Source organism: Clostridium drakei, assembly GCF_000633595.2.
Lineage (GTDB): Bacteria > Bacillota > Clostridia > Clostridiales > Clostridiaceae > Clostridium_AM > Clostridium_AM drakei.
The window spans coordinates 59136-85120 of the sequence record NZ_JIBU02000009.1; the positions used below are offsets into that span (position 1 = coordinate 59136).

General features: G+C 27.7%; 23 protein-coding genes. 16 read left to right on the forward strand and 7 right to left on the reverse strand.

The annotated features are described in order from the left end of the window. Positions 1 to 32: 32 nt before the first annotated feature. Positions 33 to 1025, reverse strand: coding sequence for a biotin--[acetyl-CoA-carboxylase] ligase (locus tag EG57_RS0205295; protein WP_032076241.1), 993 nt, complete (start codon positions 1023 to 1025; stop codon positions 33 to 35). A gap of 98 nt (positions 1026 to 1123) precedes the next feature. Beyond that, the gene (locus EG57_RS26695; RefSeq protein ID WP_108849501.1) at positions 1124 to 1294 is read right to left on the reverse strand and encodes a hypothetical protein; all 171 of its coding nucleotides are present in this window, start codon (positions 1292 to 1294) and stop codon (positions 1124 to 1126) included. A gap of 246 nt (positions 1295 to 1540) precedes the next feature. Between EG57_RS26695 and EG57_RS0205300 the strand changes: the two genes are divergently transcribed. Next, positions 1541 to 1762, forward strand: a complete 222-nt coding sequence (locus tag EG57_RS0205300; RefSeq protein ID WP_029160516.1) for a helix-turn-helix domain-containing protein — start codon at positions 1541 to 1543, stop codon at positions 1760 to 1762. A 78-nt stretch (positions 1763 to 1840) separates the two neighbouring features. Here the strand turns inward: EG57_RS0205300 and EG57_RS0205305 are convergent, their stop codons facing one another. Then, on the reverse strand, positions 1841 to 5884 hold the full coding sequence (locus EG57_RS0205305) for an AAA domain-containing protein (protein WP_032076242.1): 4044 nt from the start codon (positions 5882 to 5884) through the stop codon (positions 1841 to 1843). A 172-nt stretch (positions 5885 to 6056) separates the two neighbouring features. Between EG57_RS0205305 and EG57_RS0205310 the strand changes: the two genes are divergently transcribed. The 9 genes from EG57_RS0205310 to mntR all read left to right on the forward strand — a co-directional run bounded on the left by EG57_RS0205310 (position 6057) and on the right by mntR (position 14139). Further along, positions 6057 to 6593, forward strand: a complete 537-nt coding sequence (locus EG57_RS0205310) for a macro domain-containing protein (RefSeq protein WP_032076243.1) — start codon at positions 6057 to 6059, stop codon at positions 6591 to 6593. Between the two features lie 112 nt (positions 6594 to 6705). Next, the gene (locus tag EG57_RS0205315; protein ID WP_032076244.1) at positions 6706 to 7386 is read left to right on the forward strand and encodes a response regulator transcription factor; all 681 of its coding nucleotides are present in this window, start codon (positions 6706 to 6708) and stop codon (positions 7384 to 7386) included. A gap of 11 nt (positions 7387 to 7397) precedes the next feature. Further along, positions 7398 to 8936: a sensor histidine kinase gene (locus EG57_RS0205320; RefSeq protein WP_032076245.1), complete on the forward strand. Its 1539-nt coding sequence runs from the start codon at positions 7398 to 7400 to the stop codon at positions 8934 to 8936. Positions 8937 to 9148: 212 nt separating this feature from the next. Continuing rightward, complete coding sequence (locus tag EG57_RS0205325) at positions 9149 to 11026, forward strand: LTA synthase family protein (RefSeq protein ID WP_052037750.1); 1878 nt, start codon at positions 9149 to 9151, stop codon at positions 11024 to 11026. A 324-nt stretch (positions 11027 to 11350) separates the two neighbouring features. Next, entirely contained in the window at positions 11351 to 12004 is a 654-nt protein-coding gene (gene ppaX / locus EG57_RS0205330) for a pyrophosphatase PpaX (RefSeq protein ID WP_032076247.1), read from the forward strand. Between the two features lie 163 nt (positions 12005 to 12167). Beyond that, positions 12168 to 12461, forward strand: coding sequence for a hypothetical protein (locus EG57_RS0205335; protein WP_032076248.1), 294 nt, complete (start codon positions 12168 to 12170; stop codon positions 12459 to 12461). Positions 12462 to 12536: 75 nt separating this feature from the next. Beyond that, positions 12537 to 13166 carry a hypothetical protein gene (locus EG57_RS0205340; RefSeq protein ID WP_032076249.1) on the forward strand — a complete coding sequence of 210 codons (630 nt, stop codon included), beginning with the start codon at positions 12537 to 12539 and terminating at the stop codon, positions 13164 to 13166. 77 nt (positions 13167 to 13243) lie between these two features. Beyond that, positions 13244 to 13429, forward strand: coding sequence for a hypothetical protein (locus tag EG57_RS0205345; RefSeq protein ID WP_032076250.1), 186 nt, complete (start codon positions 13244 to 13246; stop codon positions 13427 to 13429). Positions 13430 to 13665: 236 nt separating this feature from the next. Beyond that, complete coding sequence (mntR, locus tag EG57_RS0205350) at positions 13666 to 14139, forward strand: transcriptional regulator MntR (RefSeq protein ID WP_032076251.1); 474 nt, start codon at positions 13666 to 13668, stop codon at positions 14137 to 14139. Positions 14140 to 14187: 48 nt separating this feature from the next. Here mntR and EG57_RS0205355 read toward each other — a convergent pair whose 3' ends face one another. Together EG57_RS0205355 and EG57_RS0205360 are read right to left on the reverse strand one after the other, a co-directional pair. Then, positions 14188 to 15108, reverse strand: a complete 921-nt coding sequence (locus tag EG57_RS0205355) for a response regulator (protein ID WP_032076252.1) — start codon at positions 15106 to 15108, stop codon at positions 14188 to 14190. A 2-nt stretch (positions 15109 to 15110) separates the two neighbouring features. After that, on the reverse strand, positions 15111 to 16394 hold the full coding sequence (locus EG57_RS0205360; RefSeq protein WP_032076253.1) for a sensor histidine kinase: 1284 nt from the start codon (positions 16392 to 16394) through the stop codon (positions 15111 to 15113). A gap of 431 nt (positions 16395 to 16825) precedes the next feature. On the opposite strand from EG57_RS0205360, the gene EG57_RS0205365 reads away from it, so the two are divergent. Continuing rightward, a complete protein-coding gene (locus tag EG57_RS0205365) occupies positions 16826 to 18106 on the forward strand; it encodes a cation:dicarboxylate symporter family transporter (RefSeq protein WP_032076254.1) in 1281 nt (426 codons plus the stop codon). Between the two features lie 632 nt (positions 18107 to 18738). On the opposite strand, the gene EG57_RS0205370 is transcribed toward EG57_RS0205365, so the two are convergent. Next, on the reverse strand, positions 18739 to 19590 hold the full coding sequence (locus tag EG57_RS0205370; RefSeq protein ID WP_032076255.1) for a GNAT family N-acetyltransferase: 852 nt from the start codon (positions 19588 to 19590) through the stop codon (positions 18739 to 18741). Positions 19591 to 19828: 238 nt separating this feature from the next. Here EG57_RS0205370 and EG57_RS0205375 point away from each other — a divergent pair, with 238 nt between their 5' ends. The 3 genes from EG57_RS0205375 (at position 19829) to EG57_RS0205385 (ending at position 22370) form a co-directional block, all read left to right on the forward strand. Next, positions 19829 to 20320 carry a hypothetical protein gene (locus tag EG57_RS0205375; protein ID WP_242859812.1) on the forward strand — a complete coding sequence of 164 codons (492 nt, stop codon included), beginning with the start codon at positions 19829 to 19831 and terminating at the stop codon, positions 20318 to 20320. Between the two features lie 358 nt (positions 20321 to 20678). Then, complete coding sequence (gene cysS, locus EG57_RS0205380) at positions 20679 to 22097, forward strand: cysteine--tRNA ligase (protein WP_032076256.1); 1419 nt, start codon at positions 20679 to 20681, stop codon at positions 22095 to 22097. A gap of 24 nt (positions 22098 to 22121) precedes the next feature. After that, positions 22122 to 22370, forward strand: a complete 249-nt coding sequence (locus EG57_RS0205385) for a hypothetical protein (RefSeq protein WP_032076257.1) — start codon at positions 22122 to 22124, stop codon at positions 22368 to 22370. 142 nt (positions 22371 to 22512) lie between these two features. Here EG57_RS0205385 and EG57_RS0205390 read toward each other — a convergent pair whose 3' ends face one another. Beyond that, entirely contained in the window at positions 22513 to 23391 is an 879-nt protein-coding gene (locus tag EG57_RS0205390; protein WP_029160534.1) for a LysR family transcriptional regulator, read from the reverse strand. A 121-nt stretch (positions 23392 to 23512) separates the two neighbouring features. On the opposite strand from EG57_RS0205390, the gene EG57_RS0205395 reads away from it, so the two are divergent. Then, entirely contained in the window at positions 23513 to 24955 is a 1443-nt protein-coding gene (locus tag EG57_RS0205395) for an MFS transporter (protein WP_032076258.1), read from the forward strand. An 85-nt stretch (positions 24956 to 25040) separates the two neighbouring features. Continuing rightward, positions 25041 to 25919: a potassium channel family protein gene (locus EG57_RS0205400; RefSeq protein ID WP_032076259.1), complete on the forward strand. Its 879-nt coding sequence runs from the start codon at positions 25041 to 25043 to the stop codon at positions 25917 to 25919. The last annotated feature ends 66 nt before the right edge of the window (positions 25920 to 25985 follow it).

Consider the following 25985-nt stretch of genomic DNA (forward strand, 5'->3'; position numbering starts at 1 on the left):
CAAAAGCCTGTAGATATTACAGGCTTTTCGTACTAAGGAGTATAGCTATTATTTATTCCTCTAATGGAAACTTCACCAGAAAAAACTTTGTGAATGCTTCCGTCTTTGAATTCAACTATTAATTCACCATTTTCATCTAAATCTAATGCTTTAGCAAAGATTTCTCCATTCCTATTTATAATTTTAATTTCTTTTCCGATAAGTATAGAGTGATCTCTGCATATGTTTACAGAAGTTTTTATGTTATCTTCTTCTACAAATTCTTCATATAACTTTTCGAAGGTGTTGATTAAAATGCTTACAAATTCTTTCCTTTTTATATAATTTCCTGTTTCTATGCTTATAGAAGTAGCTTTATCTCTTAAGTCTTCTGGAAAATCTTCTTTATCTAAGTTTGCGTTTATTCCTATACCCATAACTACATAACTAACTTTGTTCAATTCTCCACTCATTTCAGTTAAAATACCGCAAACCTTTTTGTTGTTTAAAATTATGTCATTTGGCCATTTTACTTGCACTTTAATATTAAAGGCTTCACAAGCGTTTACAACAGCTGCAGCACCTATTTGAGTAATTCTAGGTACTTTTAAAGGCTCGATATCTGGTCTCATAATTATAGATATCCAAATACCTTTACGTTTAGGAGATACAAAAACTCTCCCCAATCTACCTTTTCCAGAAGTTTGTTCTTCGCTTATTACTACAGTGCCATGAGTTGCATCTTTTGAAGCAAGTTCTTTTGCTTTTGTATTTGTAGAATCTAAGCTTTCAAAGTAAAATAAATTTTTACCTATGTATTTTGTAGTTAAATTTTCGCTTATTTCTTCAAAAGAAAGTATATCAGGAGAAAAAGTTAATTTATATCCCTTTTTTGATATGGAATCTATGTGGTAACCTTCTTTTTTTAGAGTATTTATATATTTCCATATGGCAGTACGGCTCACATTTAATTTTTCACAAATTATTTGTCCTGATATGAAATTTCCTTCATTTTCTTTTAATAAATGAAGAATTTTATCTTTCATTAAATTCACCTCGCATATATTGTCTAATACATTATACTACAAAAAATAAAAAAGCAACAAGGTCCTAAAAAAGGACTTTGTTGATAATGTGTTGTTGATTATATATTGTGAGATAATTTTGAGCGTTTGGTGAACTTTTTACCATTAGAATGAGAACCTAATTTTTCTCCTTGAACTATTCCTATATCTTCACCATCTTTAGGATACATTTTTCTAAGTTCAGCATTAGATTTATCATCAGTTTTCATATGACTTTTATTGTTATCCATAAGTATACCTCCATGAAAAGTAAAATATATAATTAATATCCCCGGATAATAGAAAATTATTTATTTGACCGTTATTAAACCTTTATTAATAGTTTTCAACTTGTTTTTTGTATTCATTAACAATATGTTAATTTAATTTTAATTTGTTATTAAATAGTTAAAAAACATATAAAAAACACTACAGTTTTTACGAAAAAGAAGTTATAATTGAACTAGGAACTTAATAATTAAATAGGGGGTTTTCTTATGTTAAACGGTAAAAAAATTCGTGATATAAGATTGAATCTTGGATATACTACTCTGGATATCCAAAATCTTACGAAGAATCCGAAATACGAAACTTCAATTTCAAAATCTTACTTAGAGGAATTAGAAAGAGGGGATAAGAAAAATCCAAGTTTTCAAAAAGTAGTCGTCCTTGCGGAAGTTTTACGATGTAAGGTAGATGAGTTAATATTAAGTGCCTAATAAAATCCAAGTGAATACAAGGTAGCAGCTATATATGATTTTTACGTACAGCTGCTACCTTTATGTTTAAACAACTAATTATTTTTTATTTAACTCCAAATAATGTGAAATTTTATCTATACAATTATTGGGATTATAGTAAAATTCACTTTCTCTAAGTATAAAGAATTTCCAGCCAACTCTTTGAAGCGTCATTCTTCTGTTATGATTTTCTTCCCAATTTGAGGAAAATGCAGTGTCTTCACCACAGCAATCTATTGCTAGTCTGCCGTAAGTTCCTTCTAATACAAAATCTATTTTGTATTTTCCTATTTTTATATTAGGTTTAACATTAAAACCTCTTTTTTTAAGAGCAGATAATACGTCATTTTTAAAACCAGATACTAATAAATTATTTCCTTTTTCATATTGTAAGGATTTTTTTTCAATATCTAAGCAGTAACTTAAAAGGTTAGATCTTACACATTTGGGATTCAAATCTTCTATATCTACACTGTGAAATAAGAACATTTGGTTTTTGGCACGGCTTGCAGCTACATTAAATCTTCTTATATCAGATTCCTTAGTCAAAGCTGTAAACTTAGCATTTTTAGCAATGACTAAAGATAAGAAAATTATATCCCTTTCATCACCCTGGAAGGAATAGGCGTCACCACATATTAATCTTCTACGTATCATTTCTTCAATGCCTAGGTTTTCTTTAAGCATATTTTCTATAAGTTCACTTTGAGCTTCGCCTAAGAGAGATATAACACCCATGGTCATATTTTTATATTTTTCATCATTGCAGCACTGAACTATTTTATTTACTATAGCGCGGGCTTCCTCTTCATTTACATTTTTAGATAGATCTTTAAGACCATTTTCTACTTTAACTGCAGAAATTACAGGTGAAAATGAATCAGGAGCTTCAGGACATCTTAAAGGTATAATTTCTCCAGAATAACATAAATTATTGCTGAAATCTATTATACTAGGAGCACATCTAAAATGTTCTTTGAGTACTAAGCGACTAGGAAATACTCTTAATGCTGTGTGATAAAGGCTTGTTTTTAAATCAAACCATTCACTGTGAGGAATCTCTTTTAAATATCTATGAATTAGATTTTCCACCATTTCATTATCCTTACCGATAGCTTCAGGGCTTATTTGCCATTCATCACCAACAATAACAGCTCTCTTACCTCTAAGTAATACAGTAATTGCTGAAATGTCACTTTGGCTGCTTTCATCAACAATAACTACATCAAATAAGTCATCTTCTAACTTTATAGTTTCTATAACTTTGTTTAGAGGCATAATCCAAACAGGTATAACACCTTTACAATTTTCCATCTCTTTTTGAGCTAGCCTTCTATATTTTGAAGCTTGTTTTCCTGTACCTTTTCCAATTCTTTTTATAGATTCCATCCATGTAAAAAGACTTCTTTTTTGAGATTCAGTAGTGTGTTTAATTTGATTGTACCAGGTTTTTTTGGCTACTATCTCTTTTATTAGCATAGTTTCTTTTAACTTTTCAGCTTCTATATCTTGTTCTAATTGATCAGGTTTTAATTTGTAAATTTCATTTAAAAGAGAACTACCAGCTTTCCATTTCCAAGCATCATCCCAATTTTTGTAATTGTCATCAATAGAATTATCAGCCCACTGATTTAATAGTTTTTTAGCAAATATAGGACATGTACTTTTAAGTTTACTAATATAAGTATTTATTTTATCAGATGTATTCTTTATATCCTTGAGCTTCCACAGTTCATCATACAACTTTCTGATTTTTGTCTTATCATAGTCTGCAATCCAATCAGAAGCTTCACTTAAATAATCATTTTTTATAAATAGTTGTCTGGTAGCTTGTAATTTACTATTCAATTTTTCATATTCTCTTAAATACTTTACAGATTGGAATATGTTTATTAAATAATCATAATCTTTTTTACTATATAAATTAAGTTCAATAGGGAATTTGGAATTACCTAAGTATTCTTTTATGATTTTTGCGTAAGATTTATCCCAATTAATTATAAGGTCTATTTCCAATATATTTTCTGAAATAGCATTTAAAAGGTTGCTATCTGAATTAGTTATTATCTTTCCCCCATATTCTTTTACTGTATTATTCCATAATGTTCTAAGATTTCTTTCTAAAATTTCCTTATCTATAGCTTTGCTAAATATATCACACTGTTCTTTAGTGGTTAAAGGTCTATAATCTACTTCACAATCCTGCAGAATGTAGCTGCATTGATTATGAAGTAATTTAAATATGGAACCAAGTTTTCCTTTAGAATTAATTTGATTATGAATTATTTTGAAGTCATCCTTAAGCTTAGTTATATCTATGCCAACAGGAAATTTGATGTTGTGTGAATTTATTATTTGCTTTATAATACTTATTTCATTTACATGTTTATTTAGATTTAAAACTATATCCTTCCAAAAATCTTTATAAGCATCATTGGTATAATAGGATTTCAATATGGATTTCAGCCATCCATTTTCTATTAGTGCTATTTTATCTCTAGCTGTTGTAGTAAATTTTAAAAATTCTTCTAGTTGTTCATTGCCTATTTCTATAGTACATAATTCTATATTTTTTTTATATTTATTCAAATTACCTTCTAAGAAATTTACTCTGCTTAAGGTTTCTGTTAGTTCATTGTAAGAAGGAAGCTTGTACAGTAAATTTCCAACCTTATTTAATTTGTCTATATATTCCTTTTTATTTTCCTTCATGAGCTTTATAAGGTTATTAAAATCCTGTTGCGACAAGGATGCTCTAGTTTTCATTTCTATACCATCATCTATCCATGAACAGGTATTTTTATTTTCATTAATCCATTTTGATAATTGAGTAAGGGTAAAGCCTTCATTTCTATAATTTATAGTTTTATTTTCAAAGGATTCTGCCTCTTTTAATTGACTCATAAGATTTTCTATATTTTTTCTGCATTTCTTTAAATCTTCTTCTACAGGTTCTATTTCTTTTAAAAGAGTATTAGGATTAATAGATAAGTTTTCGGTGATTTTTCTTACTGATTCATCTAAATCCTTTAAAGCTTTTGTATCATTACCTAAAAGACTTATGCATAAGGATCTTATTTCTTCTGGTATTTTTTCAGATAATACTTTTAGAGCTTTATCTGTTTGACTGGTAACTAAAACCCTTTTTCCGTGAGCCATAAGATGACATATTAAATTACATATAGTATGGCTTTTCCCAGTTCCAGGAGGCCCCTGAACTACTACTCCAAAATTGTTAGCAAGTCTTTTTGTTATTTCTTTTTGTTCTTCATTAGCTGGCAGAGGAAATAATATATTCTTACCTATGCCTTCCCATTCATTATAAATATCGGTATTACCTAAAGAATTTGTTTCTTTTACTAAGGCTTCTATAGTTTTTGGAATAGGGTTACCTTTATCTATGTAGTTTAAGATATCATTAAGTTCTACATCCCATATCCTAGTATCTATATTTCTTAAAATAATGCAGGGAGAATTATAAAAAACAGGTGATGTTGAAACCTTTATGGAGTTTAAAGGAATAATATCTTTATTTAATGAACTTTCTTCAAGCTTTGCGCTTAAACAATTTAAAATGTTCATTAAAGTAGTTTCTATATTACACATGTTTCTTGCATCTAATCCGTTCTTTTTTATATCTAATGAGATATCTAATATCTTATCTAGATTAGGTAAGTCCAAACCTTCCAGTATTCCTATTTCAAAGTTTGTTATATTATTGTAGGGAGAAAGAGTAAATATGGCTTTTTCACTATTAAAATTCAACACCATTTTGGTACTAAACATTGGATGAATTATTTTTTCGCCATTTACTTCTAAACTTAAAACTCCGTGTCCCCAAATTATTTCAAGATCTTCACTGTTTTTCTCCATAGTAGAATATATTTTAAATAAAGTGTTGTATAAACCATCACATTCTTTACTAACTGTAAGCCAGTTTTCATCATCACTTTTATTTATTAAACATCCTTTTTTGTTATACAAATCCGGTTCAGAAATTACTTTAATATATTTTGTAACATCTCTTACTATTTTTTTATCCATGTTCTTTATACTTAGCAAGTACAAAAATATATTTCGTATTTTTTCTCTCGCGTCCAAAATAAAAACCTCCTAAAATAGTCTACATTAAATCATACATTTTATTATAGCATAGATGTTTAATCATTAGTATTAAAACCATTTTATATTACTATATTCATATTGAAAAAAAACTTCAGTAATTGTAAGATTATTTTATAAATATTGCACTAATTTAAAGGTGGGGATGTTCATGATTAAAATTAATGGCAAGAATGTAATAATGAAGAAAGGAGATATTACAAAGGAAGAAACAGATGCTATAGTTAATCCTGCAAATGGAGCGCTGAAGCATGGTGGAGGTGCTGCAGCAGCAATAGTAAAAGCAGGTGGAATGCAGATACAAAAAGATAGCAATAATTTAATTAAAAAAAGAGGATTTCTAGATGCAGCTAATTGTGTTGTTACTGATGGATATAAATTACCATGCAAATTTATATTACATGTGGTAGGCCCTAGAATGGGAGAAGGAAATGAAGAAGAAAAGCTAAAAAAGGCAGTTGATAATGTATTAAATGTGGCAGAAGCATATGGATTAAAATCCATATCCATGCCAGCTATAAGTTCTGGCATATTTGGATTTCCAAAGGATAGATGTGCAGATATATTAGTAAAAACTGCAGTTGAATTTTTAAAAAATAAGGCTGACAGTTTAGAAACTGTAGTTATGTGCAATTATGATGATGAAACCTATAACATATTTTTAGAAAAGGAAAAAGAATATGTTTAAAATTTATTAACAGGTTTGACAATATGTTGTAACAGTAGGCAATTAAACTTAAAAAAGTAATTAGAACTATTTGTTAATCTTTGATTACTGATTTAAAGTTGGGGGATTGAACATGAATAAAACTGTATTAATTGTAGATGATGAAGAGAGAATGAGGTTTTTAATAGATGCTTATTTAAAAAAAGAAGGCCTTAATGTGCTTCAAGCAGAAAATGGTAGGGATGCATTGAAGCTTTTTAAAGAAAATATTGTGGAATTAGTGGTACTTGACATAATGATGCCTATAATGGATGGATGGACAACTTGTAAAGAAATTAGAAAAATATCTCAAGTTCCAGTTATTATGCTTACTGCAAAAGCAGAGGATGAAGATCAAATATTGGGCTTTGAGTTAGGAACAGATAACTATGTTACAAAACCTTTCAGTCCTAAATTGTTAGTAGCTAAAGTAAAAGCACTTTTAAAGAGAGCTTATCCAGATGAAAATAATCAAGATAACTTTTTTGACGGACTTTATATAAATGAAAAGGCTCATGAGACCAAGGTCAATGATGAAGATATATATTTGTCTCCAAAAGAATTTGAATTGTTAAGTTATTTTGTTAAAAATAAAGGAATGGTGCTTAGCAGAGAACAAATTTTGGATTCAGTATGGGGAATGGATTACTATGGAGATTTAAGGACTGTTGATACTCATATAAAGAGACTTAGAGAAAAACTTGGTGAAAAGGCATATTTAATATCTACTATAAGAGGAACAGGATATAAATTTGAAACGAAAGGATATGCTTAGGTGTATTGAAGATGAAATTAAACATAAAATTTTTAAGAGGTAATATATCAAATAATATAAATAAAAGTATAACTTGGAAGTTATTTATTGTAACTTTTATAGTTTTTATAATTTTTATAAGCACTAATTTTTTAATTCAATCTTTATTCTTTGAAAAATTTTATGTGAGTAAGAAAAAAGCTAATTTGCAAGATGGTATACAAAAATTCAAAGTAAGCTATAACAAAGCTAAAACACAAGAAAAAGAAATGGAACTTATAAGAGAATTTGAAGATGGTAATAATGCTAAAATAGCCATATTAGATAATAATGGTAATTTGAAATTTATAGTGAAATCCAATAACGAAAAAGCAGATAATTTAAAAATTAGAATCATTAATGAAGTTATAAAGTCTTGGACAATAAGCTCTGATATTATGGAAATCATGAAAAAGGAAGATAAGACTATAACAAGAATAACTTCTAAGAAAAGTAATGAAGTGAGGACTATAGTAATTGCTAGCTCTAATGTTGCTAAAGGAAATATAATATTTGCTATATCTTCACTTCAGCCTGTAAATGAAGCATCTTTAGTAATAAAAGAATTTTATTTTTATTTTTATATAGGAGCGGTAATACTGATTATTATATTATCATTAGTATATTCTAATATGATATCAAAGCCCCTTTTAAAAATTAATGAAACAGCATCTAAAATGGCAGCTTTAGATTTTTCGGAAAAGTGTTATATAAGAAGAGAAGATGAAATAGGAAATTTATCTAATACTTTAAATTTTTTATCGGAGAACTTAAATGAAGCATTGACTTCGTTAAAAGAGGCTAATATTAAGCTAGAAAATGATATAGAAAAAGAAAGAGCATTAGAAAAAATGAGAAAGGAGTTTGTTGCTGCAGTTTCTCATGAATTGAAAACTCCTATAAGTTTAATAGAAGGATATGCTGAAGGAATTAAAGATGGCATATTTGAAAGTGATAATAAGGACTATTATATAGATATAATAATAGATGAATCTAAAAGAATGGGGAATTTGGTTTATGACATGTTGGATTTATCTCAGTTAGAATCTGGAAATTTTAAATTAGTTAAGGAAGAATTTTTTGCACATAAGCTTATAGAATCAACTATTAAAAGATTTTCAGCACCAATAGAGAATAATTTTATAGATTTTAAATTGAATTTACAACAGGATATAAAAATATATGCAGATTGGAGAAGAATGGAGCAGGTTTTAATTAATTTTATTACTAATGCTATAAGACATACTGGAGAGCATGGATACATCAAGATAAGTTTAGAAAAACTAGGAAATAATAAGGCTTTAGTTTACGTGGAGAATAGTGGCAAACAAATATCAGAAGATGAAATGGATAAAATATGGAGCAAATTTTATAAAATAGATAAGTCAGGAAACAGAAAGTTAGGTGGAACTGGAGTAGGCCTTGCTATAGTAAAAAACATACTCATGCTCCATGGATATGATTATGGTGTGAAAAATATAAACAATGGGGTTAGGTTTTATTTTATAGTAAGTTTATATAAGGCATCTTAAAAAAATAACTGGACTAATTATTTTCTTGAAGATGTCTAAGTAATTTTAAAAATAATCCTTCTATGATTTCTTACTTTTATAAAGATATTAACAATTTATTCATTAACTTGTCACGAATATGTAATTTAATCATAGTAATATAAGCTTATAAGTTAGGAGGGTTATAAGTGAATAATATAAAATTAAAAATAAAAGATAAGATACATTTTAAAATGAATGACAAGACAAAATTTTATATAGATAAACTAATGTTAAATATTAGAGATAATTTAGATTTAATTTTGTTTTTGATTATAATATATGTAAAGGTCATGCATTATGGAAAACAAATATCTCCAGATTATTTTTATTCTAAGGTAAATAGACCTATTATAGCGTCTATATTGATATTGGTCAGTTTCTTTACACTGTTTAAGCAGAGTAAAAGAATAAAAATGTTATTCATATTAGATATTTTAATAAGTTTAATCTTAATATCAGATATTATATATTTTAGATATTATAAGGATGTAATAACGGTTTCAGCTGTAAAAAATGCAAAACTTTTAACTGGAGTATCTGCTAGTGTAAAAAGTTTAATTAACGTAAAAGATTTTTTATATTTAATAGACATAGTATTTCTTGTACCTATTATGAAAAAGTTTAAAGTTGTAAATAACAATAAAAAAGTATTTTTAAGAAAAGTATGTATGTTTATGATGACATTACTTATTGGAGTTGCAATAGATACTCAATCTGTTTATGCAGTATCTAAAGAACAGCCGACTCTTATAAGTTCCATGAGTGATAGGGTATATTTAACAAAAATGATAGGAAATATTAATTTTCATGCTATAGATGCATATAATTTTGTAAGTACATCTATAAGAAATTCATCTAAACTTTCAACTGAAAGAGAGCAGGAAATAAAAGACTTTTTGGCTAAAAATAATGAAAGTACGGCAACTAACTTAAAAGGTGCAGCGGAAGGAAAGAACCTTATAATGATACAGGTGGAAGCACTACAGGGGTTTGTCATAAACCAAAAAATAAATGGACAAGAAATAACTCCAAATTTAAATAGATGGATAAACAAAAGCATGTATTTTGATAACTATTTTTATCAAGTAGCAGGAGGAAATACTTCTGATGCAGAGTTCATGTCCAATAATTCATTATATCCTGCAGAATCAGGTGCGGCTTATTATAGTTATAGTGGTGATTCCTATAGTTCTTTGGCTAAAGAACTTAAAGAAAAACAATATGGCACTGCAGCTTTCCATGCTAATAACGAAGGATTTTGGAATAGAAATGTAATGTATCCAGTGCAGGGATTTGATAAGTTTTATGGACAACATAGCTTTAATATAGATGAGAATGTTGGACTTGGTCTTAGTGATAAATCATTTTTAAACCAAAGCTTGGATAAATTGAAAACTCTTAAGCAACCTTATTATTCGTTCTTAGTAACCCTTAGCAGCCATTATCCTTATGATGACACAAAAGGATATGGAGATTTTAATGTAGGCGAATATGAAGGAACTCTTTTAGGAAACTATTTAAAGGGAATACATTATACAGATGAACAATTAGGAACATTTTTGGATAAATTAGAAAAAGAAAAAATGTTAGATAATTCAATTGTAGTTCTATATGGTGACCACTTTGCAATTCCAAAAGATAATGAACAGGAGCTTTATAAATTTGAAAAAATAAATAATGCTACTGATTATGATTGGGTAAAATATCAGAAAGTGCCAATGTTTATACATTTTCCTGGAGATGAAAATAAAGGTGTAAATCATACTTATTCATCACAAATGGATTTGTATCCTACTTTAGCTAATATGTTTAATTTACCTAAACAATATATGCTGGGAAAAGATATTTTAAATAGTGATAGTGGTAAGGTTATTTTTAGAAATGGGTCTTTTACAAACGGAAAGGCGTTTTATGTATCCTGGACCAATACCTATTATGATGTAAAAACAGGAGAAAAAATAGCAGAGACTGAAGCTTTAAAAGCCGAAAAAGAACAATATTTGAAAGAACTTCAGTATTCTGACGATATATTGAATCATAATTTAATAAAGGACTTCAAAGGAAAATAAATAGAATTGAAATTTATTTTTATTGGAGTATCATTTATGTTAATGAAAAGTATTTTTTCTTAAGTGGATTTATCATTGAAACATTAATTTAAATTAAGGTGGTGTAAGGATAGTGAAGGGTGTAGATATTGAAAAGTTTAAAAATTTATCCTTTGATGTAATAGTTATAAGTATAATTTATTTTACCATTAATCTTATTAAAAAGTGTTTAACTTAATTAGGTATTGTGTGATTCTAAATGAGATATTAGTATAACCCTTGTTGTTCAGTGTTTACTATGATACCATGTAGTAAAGTCACTTATGAGCAGGAGGTAGAAATTAAATGATTAAAGCAATCTTATTTGATTTAGATGGAACACTTATAAATACTAATGATCTTATTGTAAAGAGTTTTAAATATGCATTTAACAAACATTTTAATAAAGATATTTCAAGAGAAGAAATAGTAAGGACTTTTGGAGAACCTTTAAGAGATGCTATGGCAAGATATGACAGCGAAAATGCTGATTTGCTCTTAAAGCTTTTTAGAAGTTTTAATGAAAGCAAGCATGATGAATTATCTACAAAATTTAGTGGTGTAGAAGAAGGTCTTAAAACTTTAAAGGGCATGGATGTAAAACTTGCGGTAGTTACTTCAAAAAGAAGGAATATGGCACTTAGAGGTCTTGAACTTATAAATATATATAAATATATGGATGTGGTAGTATGTCCTGAAGATACAAAGAAGCATAAGCCTTTGGGAGATCCAGCATTAAAGGCTTGTGAGTTACTTAATATTTTGCCAGAAGAGACTATAATGGTTGGAGATAGCCATAATGATATACTTTGTGGAAGAAATGCTGGATGTAAAACTTGTTTAGTAAAATATACAGCTCTTTCATTAAAGGAACTTATAGAATATAAACCGGATTATATTATAGATAGTATTGAGGATTTAACGGAAATTTGTAAATCTGCTGAGAAAAATGTAATATAAATATGAAAATAAGATATAAAAAATAGTAGACCAAGCGTATTGGATCTGCTATTTTTTTATATCTTATTTTCATAATGTTAAAAAATTATGCATATATAAATTGTAGAAAAACATATTAAGAAGTTTACCTAGTAATTTTAATCGGTGGTGAATATTATAAAAAATGAGCTTATTAAGGTTTTTGATAGCAGCTTTAATAGTAGAAGCTTTATGGGAAACAACAAAGATGTTCTGGCAGGATGGTAAGTTTAGCTATGATAGACTTGGTGCCTTAGCTTTTGGAGAACTTGTAGCTATTGGATCCAATATAGATTTAATGAATGCAGTAGGGCTTCCAATAAATGTACCTTATATAGGAATGATACTTACAGGAGTTATTATATCTAGAGGATCTAATTTTATGCATGACTTTTTAGATAGTATAAATAATTTCCAAAAAAGAAGCAGAGGAAAATGATTTAAAGTATAAAAATGCTTTTTTATAGAAAAAATAATTTAAAAGCATTTTGTTACTAATACTTAAGGAGGAAAAATGATAAACAGCTTGCCGCAACATCTTATAACACCAGTGATATCCTTTATATCAATAATACTTGGAGCAATAATTGGAGGTGTTTTTGGTTGGGTTACAACTAAAAAATCTACTGATAGGAATATAGAAGTGCAAAATAAAATAGTAGAGGATAATAGAAAATACCAAGAGAGCATAAGGGAAAAAAGGAGCCGTCAATATGCTAACATAATAAGATTGGATTTATGTACTGCTATTTTTCAGAGTATTAGACTCTTAAAATCATTTAATGATAAAAATGGTGTAGATATGTACCCAATACCCATGGATAGCGAATATTCAAGTGGTGTTGCTTATTTAAAAAATGAATTTGATTTAAAAGAATTAAGTTATATATACCAGTTATATGGGATTATAGAAAAGCTGAATAGAGATACAAATGAATTTAATTATTATGATAATAATAGTTATAATTCGGTAAAAATAGATTGTACAATGCTTTTAAAAAAGCTCTATGGAGAAAATTTGGAGAAAGTAGTTAATATGGATATAGATAGTGTAACATATAAACAGTTATATGAAAATGAAATTGTAAAAAAAGGCTATAGAAACATTTTATCTAAGTTAGATGAAATTTGTTCGGAAAAATAAATTCATGGAAAAGAAGCCTTAAAATATATATAATAAAAAAATGCCTCTGAGCAAAACTATAAAAAGGAGGTGGTTTTATGACTTATCGTTCAATGGCAAAAACAGCACCAGATAAAACTCAAGACTTAGATCAAAAAAATCCAGAAAACACTCAAGCTCAATCTGTACAGAGTACTGACATGCATACAAAGACCCATTGGAAGGTTCATAGTGCAGAAGAGGGAGAATTTAAATGTGAAAATGAAATAAGAAAGCAAATATAATGTAACACCAGATGTAGTGGCAGTTTGTATTTTAACTTTTATTCAATAAAGTTAAAATACAAACTGATAAATTTATTTGTTAAACATTTAATTTAATTGTTATAGATAATAATAAATAAAAGTTGTATTGAACTGCACTTTATGCTGTGTAATGCATATTATATGAGTATACAGTTCTATTTTTCGAAGATAAGTTATAAAATAAAAAAAGAGAAATATTTAAGTAGGTGGAAAAAGTGGCAAATGAAGACTTTTTCACTTTTAGTGAATATATGAAAAAGGAATGTGATGTACTAACTGCTTCTATGGAAGACTATTTGGAAATGATTTATAGATTATCAGAAAAAGTGGGTTTTACACGTATACATGAATTAGCAAAGGCTTTAAATGTACAACCTCCTTCTGCAACTAAGATGGTACAAAAATTATCAGAACTAAAGTTTGTAAAATATGAAAAATATGGAATTATAATCTTAACTAAAGAAGGTAAAAGCATGGGAGAATATCTACTTAATAGACATAATATAATAGAAGCATTTTTTAAAATTTTAGGCATTTCTAATAGAGTTCTGGAGCAAACTGAAAAGGTAGAACACACTATAAATGATGAAACTGTACAATATTTGCAAGATTTTGTTAACTTTTTAAAATTGAGACCAGAAATAGTAGATGATTTTGTAATGTTTAGAAAAAGTAAGAAAGTTAAGTGAGATTTGACTTAAGGTGAAATATGAAATTTCATCTTAAGCCAATACTTTTTATAATCTTTTCTTTGACTCTATATAGAGAACTTTAACAAATTTTTTAGTATTAATATGAACTGATGAAATAGATGAGCTGCTTTCATTTTGTAGTTCAAGCATTTTTTTTCGAACTTCTGTAAAATCAAAAAAAATAGCAGCATATTCTTCAAACTTAGGATTGGAATAGTCAGTTAATCCCAAGGAAGCTAGATGGTTTAGTGCTTGATATATTGATCTTCGAATTCTTTGCTCTGAAGCTTTTATTTCTTTATTTAAATCCATTGAATCACATAGAGGTCCTAATTTTTTCATGGCTACATCAATAAAAATTTTTTTTAAAGATGGAAATCCAAGGTCAAAAGGCTTTTCATTTTCACATTCAAACAAATATTGAACTATATCTAACAAATCTCTACTTCCACTTTCTCCTATTATACCTAGTTCTGTTAAAAGAAATTGACCAGAACTAGTTATGTCTTTGCTCATAAAAGAATGAACCTGTTTATCTTTTCCTTTATTAAATTGCAATATATTAAGTGTTTTTTGTATATCTTGTATGGATTTTTCAAGTTTCATATGTTCAATTACTTTTTCAATAACAGATATCACTTCAAGTCTATTAATTGGTTTTGTAATATAATATTCAATTCCAAGAGAATAGGCTTTTCCAATCATTTCTTTATCTTCTACTTGAGAAAGCATTATAGTTTTTCCGGAAAAACAATCACCTAAATCATGAATTGTTTGAAGACCATCTTTAAGAGGCATTAACAAATCAATAATAATGATATCAACTTTTTTTGATTTTAATAATTGATTATTTATATTAGAACCATTTTCAGCTTCTGCAACAACTTCGCCTAAATCATAATCTTCGATAATATCAGCTAGCATAGAGCGAATAGCCTCATCATCGTCAACAATGAAAAAATTCATATTTACCACCCTTTCGATATCAAATTGTTTATTGGAAGCTTTATAGTAAATACTGTTCCATTTTCAATAGAATTATCCTTTAGTGTTACAGTTCCTTTTAGAGTTTTAATTAATTCTTTTACATAAGGAAGACCCATTCCTGTAGAGGGTTCACCATTTATATCATATTTTGTAGTATATCCGGGTTTAAATATTAAGTTTTTTTTCTTTTCAGGAATACCAGGACCAGTATCGCAAATTTCAAAATTGATAAATTCATTATCCTTACAAATAGAAATTTTTATACTACCTTTATCTTTGATTGATTCTACAGAATTAGAAACTAAATTATTAATAAGAGATAATATAGTGTAAACATGTAAATTTGGGAAATAGTCATTAATGCTTAAAATAAATTCAATGTCTTTGCCAAGGCAACGAGCATATTTCTCATTAGTTTCAACAATAATATGTCCTATCTTACTAATATTCATATAATCAGTTGAATTTTCTGCGGAAATCATTTTGGAAAGACCAGAGTAAATTCTTTGGTTATCTTTTTTTATTTCATGTACTTGACCAGCAATAGCTAACAATTTTGAAGCTAAATCTTTTTGACCAAATTCGTATTTTGAATCTTGAAAATTTTGATATAAATTATAACAATTTTTGGTTATATTTTCTGCGTCTTTTAGAGATTTTTTCAATTGAACTGATTCTGCATATAAGCCAGAGATAACAAGAAGCATATGTTCATTTTGTTCTTGTTGCTGCTTTGCTGCTGCCTTTATTTCATTTAACTTAATTATATTAAAAAAGCTAAGAACAAAGAAACTTCTAATAATTGATATTATAATAATAATTCCTAAGGTAGAGAGATAAAATTTATTACCTAAAAAGCAATACCTAAAAAATAATTCAACAATGCTTGATATTATATCTATTAATGCACATAAGCAACCTAGTAAAAGTGGACGGTGGTACAGCTGGTTTATCTTTGTTAAATAAAAAAGGGTTGAGTAAGTTGCATAATAAAAGAAAGCAGAAAAATGATAAATAAAATCTGGAAAAAATTGAAAACTTCCTTTTACAAAAAAGTCTAAAATTGTGCGAAATATTATAACGCTAAAACCAATTATAAATCCTGGTATAAACAAAGGCAATTTTTTTATCCATAGCAAAAAGAATAAAAAAATCGGTGTAGCAAAACTGATACGAAAAGTATCATGAAATGGATACATTTTAAGTTCTCCCGTTAAAGGTATTGTAATAATCATTAGTGCTAGTATAAATAAATCTTCTTTCAATTTCGGTACACTTCCTTGAAATTATATTTTACACTTTCAACAAATATATTTCCAGTTAAATAACTTAATAGAAAAAGAATAGCAGAAAAATTGTAAATATGCTAGTACTTGGGAAAATATAACTTTAATGCAATATATATATTTAATGACGATCATTATGTATACAATTGCACAATAATAGTCATAATTAATTAGTAAACGTATACAAATGAATAAAAATAATTCAAATATTCATTAGTGAGAAAAATTGAAAAAGTTATTTTGTAGTTTTAAGTTCGATTTAGTAGATTTTTATAGGATTTATTATAAAATTTCTATGTAAATGGATTCGTTATAAAAAAATAAATTATAAATTTAATAAAAAAATAAGTTATAAATTTAATAAAAAAATAAGTTATAAATTTAAAATCTATAAATTAGAAAAAGAAAGGATGGTAAAAGTGAAAAAAAAGAAATTAGGTTTAGCCACTCAAATTCTTATCGGACTTATACTTGGTGTTATAGTGGGTGCTGTATTTTATGGAAATCCAGCAGTTAGTACTTATCTACAGCCAATTGGAGATATATTTTTAAGATTAATAAAGATGATAGTTGTTCCAATTGTATTTTCAGCACTTGTAGTTGGAATTGCTGGAGGAGGAGACATTAAACAAGTTGGAAAACTTGGTGTAAAGACTTTAGTGTATTTTGAAGTGGTAACTACTGTTGCTATTGTACTTGGATTAGTAATAGCTAATGTATTCCACCCAGGAACTGGTATCAATATGCATTCACTTGTAAAGAGTAATATTTCAAATTATGTGAATACAGCTGAAACAGTAGCACATCACGGATTTGCAGATACTTTTGTAAACATAGTTCCTACAAACATTGTTGAATCTCTAGCTAAAGGGGACATGCTTGCAATTATATTCTTTTCCGTTATGTTCGGTTTAGGCGTTGCTGCTATAGGAGAAAAAGGAAAGCCAGTTTTAGCTATATGCCAAGGTGTTGCTGATACAATGTTCTGGGTAACTAACCAGATCATGAAAACAGCACCATTTGGAGTATTTGCATTAATTGGTGTAACAGTTTCAAAATTTGGAGTTAAGTCTTTAATTCCTCTTGGTAAGTTAGCAATAACTACTTATGGTGCAATGATCTTTTTTGTTCTAGTAGTGCTTGGAATTATAGCGAAAATGGCTGGAACAAGTATTCTTACACTTATAAAAGTATTAAAGGATGAACTTATACTTGCATATAGTACAGCAAGTTCAGAAACAGTTTTGCCAAAAATCATGGAAAAGATGGAGAAATTCGGATGTCCAAAGTCTATTGCTACATTTGTTGTTCCAACGGGCTATTCTTTTAATTTAGATGGTTCAACATTATATCAAGCTATTGCAGCATTATTTATTGCTCAACTATATGGTATGCATTTGCCAATATTAACTCAAATTAATTTAGTAGTAGTATTAATGCTTACTTCGAAAGGTATAGCAGGGGTTCCAGGAGTATCCTTTGTTGTGCTTTTAGCTACATTAGGTTCTGTAGGTATACCACTAGAAGGATTAGCATTTATTGCTGGTATTGATCGTATTCTTGATATGGCGAGAACTGCTGTAAATGTTTGTGGTAATTCATTAGCAGTTGTAGTTGTATCTAAACTGGAAGGAAAATATGATAATGAAAAAGGAAAGAAATATGTGGAATCTATTAAAAGGGCTGCATAATTTAAAGTAAGTACAGTGCGACACAACTTTTTAGGTGGAGTCCGCATTGAATATATGGTGTATAAAAGCCAAGCATTCATTAAGAAGCTCTAATGCCTAAATTCTCTCAAAAGCTTTTATACACCATATCTTCAAAGCTCCCTCAACCTAAAAAGTTGTGTAGTAAGTATTGTAATTTTAATATAAAAAATTGCTTGTAATACATTATGATACAAAGCCTAGCTTTCATAACATTTACTATTTACCTTAATTTTTATAAGGTATTGATAAATATAATTTTCAATTGCTAAAGTGGCTTATAAGAATTTAATTATTTACGTACACTTGAAGTTACTAGTTTGAATTTTAACTTTTATGAAGTGATATATGATAAGGGTGTCATCACATTAGCTAAATTGTTTTAGTATTATTCTTAGCTCAAAATTTTTGAAAGCCTTAGAACTTTAGTCCTGTCTGAGGGAACCGAGTTTGACAAAGTTCTTAGGCTTTCAAAAATTTCGAGCTTTAGAATAATTAAAACATTTAGCCGTGATGACACCCTTATCATATATCACGGAATGAAAGTTAAAATCCAAACTTCCACTGCATCCTTACGTCGCATAATTTTTAAATTGCTAAGGGTGAAGTGTTTTTTAAAGAGTTAAATACATCTCATATTGTGATATAGGATTTTTCACAAATCCTATATGGTTTATAAATCCTTGCATTAAGTTATTATTAGGAAATCCTATGGATAGTTTAGATAAATTTAAATCAATGCAAGCTGAGGATAATAAAGTTTTTCCTATGGATTTGCATCTATAGTGTTTATTTACCCATAAAAATATTATTTTTCCATTAGAGTCTATGCATAAAACTCCTAAAAGACTATATTGTTTATAAGCACTATAAAAATAGACATCATCGACTTTAGCCATATAATCAATATCATTTTGCCAGTTTATGTGAAAATCCTTTAAATTTTTAAATACTAGTTTTATATCGTTAATGTCTTTTCTTTTTATTTCTAACTGCATATTATTATTTTTTATTAAAGGTTTCATATTTTGCGTATAAAAATAATTCAATTCATATATTTTCTGATAGCCCATATTTTCATAAAATTTTATTGCTCTAAAATTATCCTTAATTACTTCCAAAAATAATTGTTTACATCCATTTCTTACAGCTTCATTTCTATGTAGTTTGAATAATTCTATACTTACATTTGTACCTCTATAGGATGGGTGTACAGCAAAGCTTCCGCATCTCATGGTAGGAATGCCTTCATAGTTTTTTATTCCTCCTAAAATGATTCCTATAGGATTGTTAGAGTCAAATGCTATAAATGATCTTTCTATAGAATTACCTTCAGTATTAAAAAATCTATTTATAAAAATTTCCTTGGATATATCCATTTTTATCATATAATCGCTAAAGCTAATTTTAAAAGCACTAAAAACTGAATCTATGTTTACTTCTGAGCATCTTTTATAGTTAATCATCTTGTTTCTCTCCTTATTATTTCCTATATAGTATATTATACAATAAAAATGTTTTTTTTTATAAATTCAAAGAAAAAAGTTTCAAATTATAACTACAATCTGAATTTTTAGTGATCATTTTTTAACAGTTTTAAAAGTGAAAACGCTGTAAAGTTTATATATAGTAATATTGGAAGAAAAATGGTATAATTTTGACAAATGGCAATATACAATTATGGTTTTAAGAGGTGAGAATTGTGTGAAAAATAGAATATTATTGATATTAGTTCTTGTCTTCATATTTCAACTTTGTTTAATAGGCTGTTATAATGAGCACAGAGGATGTATAGATGTTCCTGACAAAATTATAGTTTATAGTGAGGGTAAACAAAAGGTGATTGAAAAATCCAATAAGAAAACGGACAATATTGTAAAAATAGCAAATAAAAGATTTAATCAAAAAGTTTTTAATATAAAAAAAGATGTTAGTGAAGAGCTTATAAACAAAAGAAAAAATGATGCATTATCTATAGAATTTATATATCTTCAAGAACATGAAATGGATATTATAGGTAATGGGGTAAAGCCATTTAGGTATACAAGATTATTTTTTCCTATACAAATGGAAGGACCACGTAATGAAGAAGAATGTTTTATGTATTATGGAGATGGTAGGAAGTACTTCGATAATCCTATAGCAAATTTATATTATAATGAGGATTTAGTAAACGTTTTATGGGATTTAAAGTAAGTAATTAAAAAATGCTATTGTAAATTTTATTCTGTATTTTAGTGTCAATTAATGTATAATATTAAAATAACAAAACATAATATATAATAAAAGTTTTTTGAGATTATTGAATTATTTCATGATTGTGGTAAGATTTATATATAATAAACTTTAGGAGGTCGTATACCATGTGTTGTTGTTTAAATTTTCGTTTAAAATCAGATACGACCTGCATACGTTAGAAATATTTTTTGAAATTTAAGTAAGTTTATACACTGCAGGTGATTTTTATTAACCTGTAGTTTTTTATTACCTAAATTCGTATAAAGAACTTTTTTGTAATGCATAAAAACAAAAGTATTGAAGGGAGAGGCTATCTATGGATTTTTATGTTTATAACACTATATCCAGAAAAAAAGAAAAATTTGCACCTATATTGGAAGGAAAGGTGGGAATGTACACTTGTGGACCTACCGTTTATAATTTTGCACATATTGGAAATTTAAGAACATATATATTCGAAGATGTATTAAAGAAATCTTTAAGATATTTAGGTTATGAAGTAAAACATGTAATGAATATTACGGATGTAGGTCATCTTCAGTCTGATGCAGATGAAGGTGAAGATAAAATGGAATTAGGTGCGAAACGTGAAAATAAAAGTGTATGGGAAATAGCAAAATTTTATGAAAATGCATTTTTAGATGATTGTAAAAAATTAAATGTGGAAATTCCAACTGTAATTTGTAGAGCTACAGAACATATTGATGATATGATAAATTTAATAAAAAAGCTAGAAGAAAAGAGATACACTTATATATCAAATGGAAATGTATATTATGAGATTGATAAATTTGAAGATTACAATAAGCTTGCAAATTTGAGCATGGAGGAATTAGAGGCTGGAAATAGAGTAGAAGTAGATGAAAATAAAAAAAATCCACTAGATTTTGTACTATGGTTTACAAATTCAAAATTTAAAAATCAAATTATGCAGTGGGATTCACCTTGGGGAAGAGGGTTTCCAGGTTGGCATCTTGAATGCTCAGCGATGTCTATGAAATATTTAGGAGAAAGAATAGATATACATTGCGGTGGAGTAGATCATATTCCGGTTCATCATACAAATGAAATTGCTCAATCTGAAGGAGCAATAGGACATAAGTGGGTAAATTACTGGATGCATGGAGAGTTCCTTGTACTGGATAGTGGAAAAATGTCAAAATCTAAAGGTGATTTTTTAACAGTAAATAAATTAGAGAAAGAAGGATTTAATCCACTAGTTTATAGATATTTTTGCCTTCAATCAAGATATAGAAAACAATTATTATTCAGTTTTGATGCGCTAAAGGATGCGGAAACTGCATATAAAAAATTAAAAAATAAAATATTAGCTTTAGCAAAGGATGCAAAAGAAGACCAAAGATTAGATCTAGAAAAAATAAAAATTTACAAGGATAAATTTTCAGAAAAAATAAGCGATGATTTAAATATGCCAAATGCCTTTACTGTTCTATGGGAAGTAGTAAAGGATAATGAACTTACCAGCAGAGAAAAATGCAATTTAGTAGAAAGCTTTGATACAGTATTATCAATGAATTTATTTGAACCAAATGAGGAACAAAATTTAGATTCTAATGTAGATAGTGAACTTGTGGATAAACTTATAAAAGAAAGAGATATGGCAAGAAAGAATAAAGATTGGTCTAAAGCAGACGAAATTAGAGATAAATTAAGTTCAATGAATATTGAAATTTTAGATTCTAAAGAAGGAACTAAGTGGAAGTTGAGTAATTAATAATTACTTTAGGAGGAAATTTATATGAGAAAATATAAAATAGGAGAGAAAATTCAGTTTACACAAAATGCTGTAATAGAAACCAATAAAGGAAAAAAGGTAAAAATTAAAAAAGGTGATGAAGCTATGGTTATTAGAAGAGTAGATGACGAATGTGGTGAGATAGTTTATGTAACAGGAGAAGCAGCTGGTTTAAGCCAAGTAATAGCAATAGAAGTAGATGGAGAATTAAATACAAATTATTTTGCAAAGAAGATAATGGAAGAGTTATAAAAGAATATTTTTTAGGATAGAATATAAACTTTTATCTGAAATCAAAGACCATATACAGGGGAAAACAAATTCCTTTATATATGGTTTTTATTTATGAAAATTTGCAAACATTGAATTTTGAAACAGCTAGTTATTTATATATCTAAAAATCTTCCAACAATTGCTTAGAAGAACACATTGATAAAAATTCTTTTATATTATCATTATTAGTCTTAAAAATAATATAACTTTTGATTTGAGGTGCATCAAAATCAATTAATGGTATGTTTATTAGTGAATTGCTTCTTATATAAGGTTCCACAATGCTTTTGGGAAGAAAACTATAACCAATGCCATCAAGTAAATATTGTATAAGTTTTGTACTGTTGTCAATTTCAAAGTGAAACTGATAATAAGAAGGAAATAATGAACGTATAAATTGTCCAGTTTCTTTTAGTGCAAGGTCACACATAAGATAATCTATTTTTAATAGGTCATTTTTACAGATACCATCTATGAAGAAGCTATTTTTAGGGCTGGTAACAAGAAGAAGTTCATCTAAAGCAAAAGGAATACACTGATATCCAAACTTCTTATAATATATATAGGAAAAAACAACATCTAATAGTTGATCTTCTAACATCTGAAGCAAGTCATGTGAATGCTCAAGTATTACTTTAACAGATATATCTTTATTAGAGGATATAAAAGAATGGATAATAGAATATAAATGACATTCATAAACAGTGTTAGCACTACCAATCCTAAGTTCATTTTTATAAAAATTTGATTGATTCATTTCTTGTATAGCAATCTTTTCTAATTCTAAAATTCGCTTTGCATAATTTTTAAATACAATACCTTCAGGAGTTAGCTCTATATGTTTCTTATTTCGTATGAATAATTTTTTTTCTGTTTCTTTTTCCAATTCGGCAATACGATTTGTGACAGTTGATTGTGCTATAAATAATTTTTCAGCTGTAAGTGAAAAGTTTTTTAATTTTGACAGTAGAAGAAAAGTTTGTAAATTTTGTGTGTCCATTTTAAACTCCTTACTATTCGATAATCGAATTAATATTATCAATAAAATTCATTTAACAAATACTAACATATGTAATATAATAAATCAAGATGTTATATAGTCGAAAGAGAGTTGTATTTAAATGAACGAGAATAAGCACAAAAAGTGGATGATATTTGCGGTAACTAGTATGGCCAATCTAATAGTATCATTTTCTGTAAATAGTTTAAATCTTGCACTTCCAACACTTGCAAAAGAATTTGGTGTTACTCAGAATAGTGTTAGCTGGTTAGCTTTAGTATATTCTTTGATACCATGCTGTGCTCTGCTAATTTTTGGACGTACAGCAGAACTTTATGGATACAAGAGGCAATTTAAAATTGGCTTTTTATTTTTTGGAGCAGTATGTGTTGCAGCACCATTACTGTCGCTAAAGTTGGGAATGCTGATTTTTTTCAGATGTTTACAGGGAATCGGATACAGTATTATGGTTTCTATTACTCAGGCAATTGTTAGTCGAACTTTTGATTTAAATGAACGTGGAAAAGCTTTAGGGGTGAATTCTGTATTTATTTCTGTAGGATTAGCTGCAGGACCTACTATTGGTGGATTTTTATTGACTCATTTTTCATGGCATGCTATTTTTTATTTTAATGTACCACTTTGCATTTTAGGTTTTATTTTAACTTGTATTGTTATGCCGGATGACAGCAAAGAAACTTCTGAAAACAGGAGTATGGATTGGTTTGGTGCAATTTTATTTGCAATGTCAATAGGTACTTTCTCAGTAGGACTCAATTTTAGTAATCAATTGGGATGGAAATCATTTTTAGGATGTATGTTTTTTAGTATTTTAGTATTAAATATATTTATTATGCATGAAAAACATATAAAATCACCATTAATGTCTTTACAGTTATTTAAAAATAGAACATTTTCTATGGCAAATGCAGCATGCATGTGTTCATATTTAGTTCAACAATTGATTACCTATTTGTTACCATTCTACTTAATAAATGTATTATCACTACAATCAGATAAGTCAGGACTGATCATGTTATCATCTTCAATTGCAATGATGGTAATGTCACCTGTTGGAGGTAGTATGACTGATAAATATGGAACGCGTTTGCCATCCAGTGTGGGATTGATTTTTATTTGTGTTAGTTGTTTAATTATGAGTTCATTAAAAGCATCATCCAATTATGTTGTAGTAATTATTGCATTGATTGTTATGGGAATTGGAAATGGTTTGAGTGTTTCTTCCATTAATACAGCTATCCTAAGTTCAGCTCCTAGAAAACATGCTGGAGTTGCTTCTGGAATGTTAGCAACTATGCGTAATCTTGGACAGACATTGGGAGTTGCATCTAGTACCATTATTTTAGCGTCTCGTCAATTGGTTTATAATAAAAAGATGCATTTAGGGGTGAAAGATGTTTATCTACTTGCACAAAGAGATACTTATTATTTTGGAATCATAATTTTGCTAATGGCACTTATTTTTATATTTTTACTTCCTCCCTCCATAAAAGGTAAAAGATTGGATGATGATAAAAATTTGAAAAATCAAATACCAGTTTAAGTTATAAAATTAAAGAAGTTTTTATTATATATTTTTAAGATTATTAATAAAATTTAGGTATAACATATTTATAAGGTGGATGAATATGAATGTACTTAAGTCTATGAGAGATGTAAAAAAAATTAATTTACTTATGCTCATAACAGTTCTGTATTTAGGAACAATATTAGTTTTTGGAATAATTTATTGGAAAATAGCTAATTTATCCTCAGGAGAATTTTTTGTATTTCAAGAGGATATAAATACAAACATTAGAATAAATGCTTTTAAAAGAAGTATGGAAATAGGTACATGCAGTAAAGATCTAAAAAATGCTATAAATAATTTAATAATAGCGGGAGAATATAAAAGACAGCCAGTAAAAATTTTAGATGGAAAAGAACTGTATAATTTTGATTTTAATAATTCATTAGGTGATGCGTGGGCTAATTACTACTATTTATTGGTTCAGGAAAAAGGAATTACTCATATAAAAATAAAAAATGTCAAGGAATATGATGTGGTTAGTAAATTTAAAACATACATGGTAGAAATTTCTTTGTATAGACTTAATGATAAAAATGAAGATGGTAATTATCAGGTGTACAAAGGTGATAGTAATAGATTTAAAAAGATTGATACAGTAAAAATATGGATAGAAAATTACCCTATGATTTATGATAAATTTTTTAATAATGAAAACTATTTTTATCCTCTAAATTTTTATTTTATAAATTTAATGAAAAATTCAATTTCATTTTTAGATGATAGTCCTATAGTGTTAAAGAAAATCGTAAATGATAAATTTAAACATTCCCTATGGAACTTCTTATATTTTAGCACGGTAACTATTACTACTTTAGGCTATGGTGATATTTTACCCAATTCTACTTTAGTGCGTGTACTTGTTATGGTTGAAACTATATTTGGTGTATTTATAATAGGGACCTTTGGGTCTTGTTTATTCTGGAACAGTAAAAAGTAAAAAAAACTTTAAAAGTTTTATGAAAAAGGATAAAATATAGTTAAATGCTTAAATTATGAAGGGAGC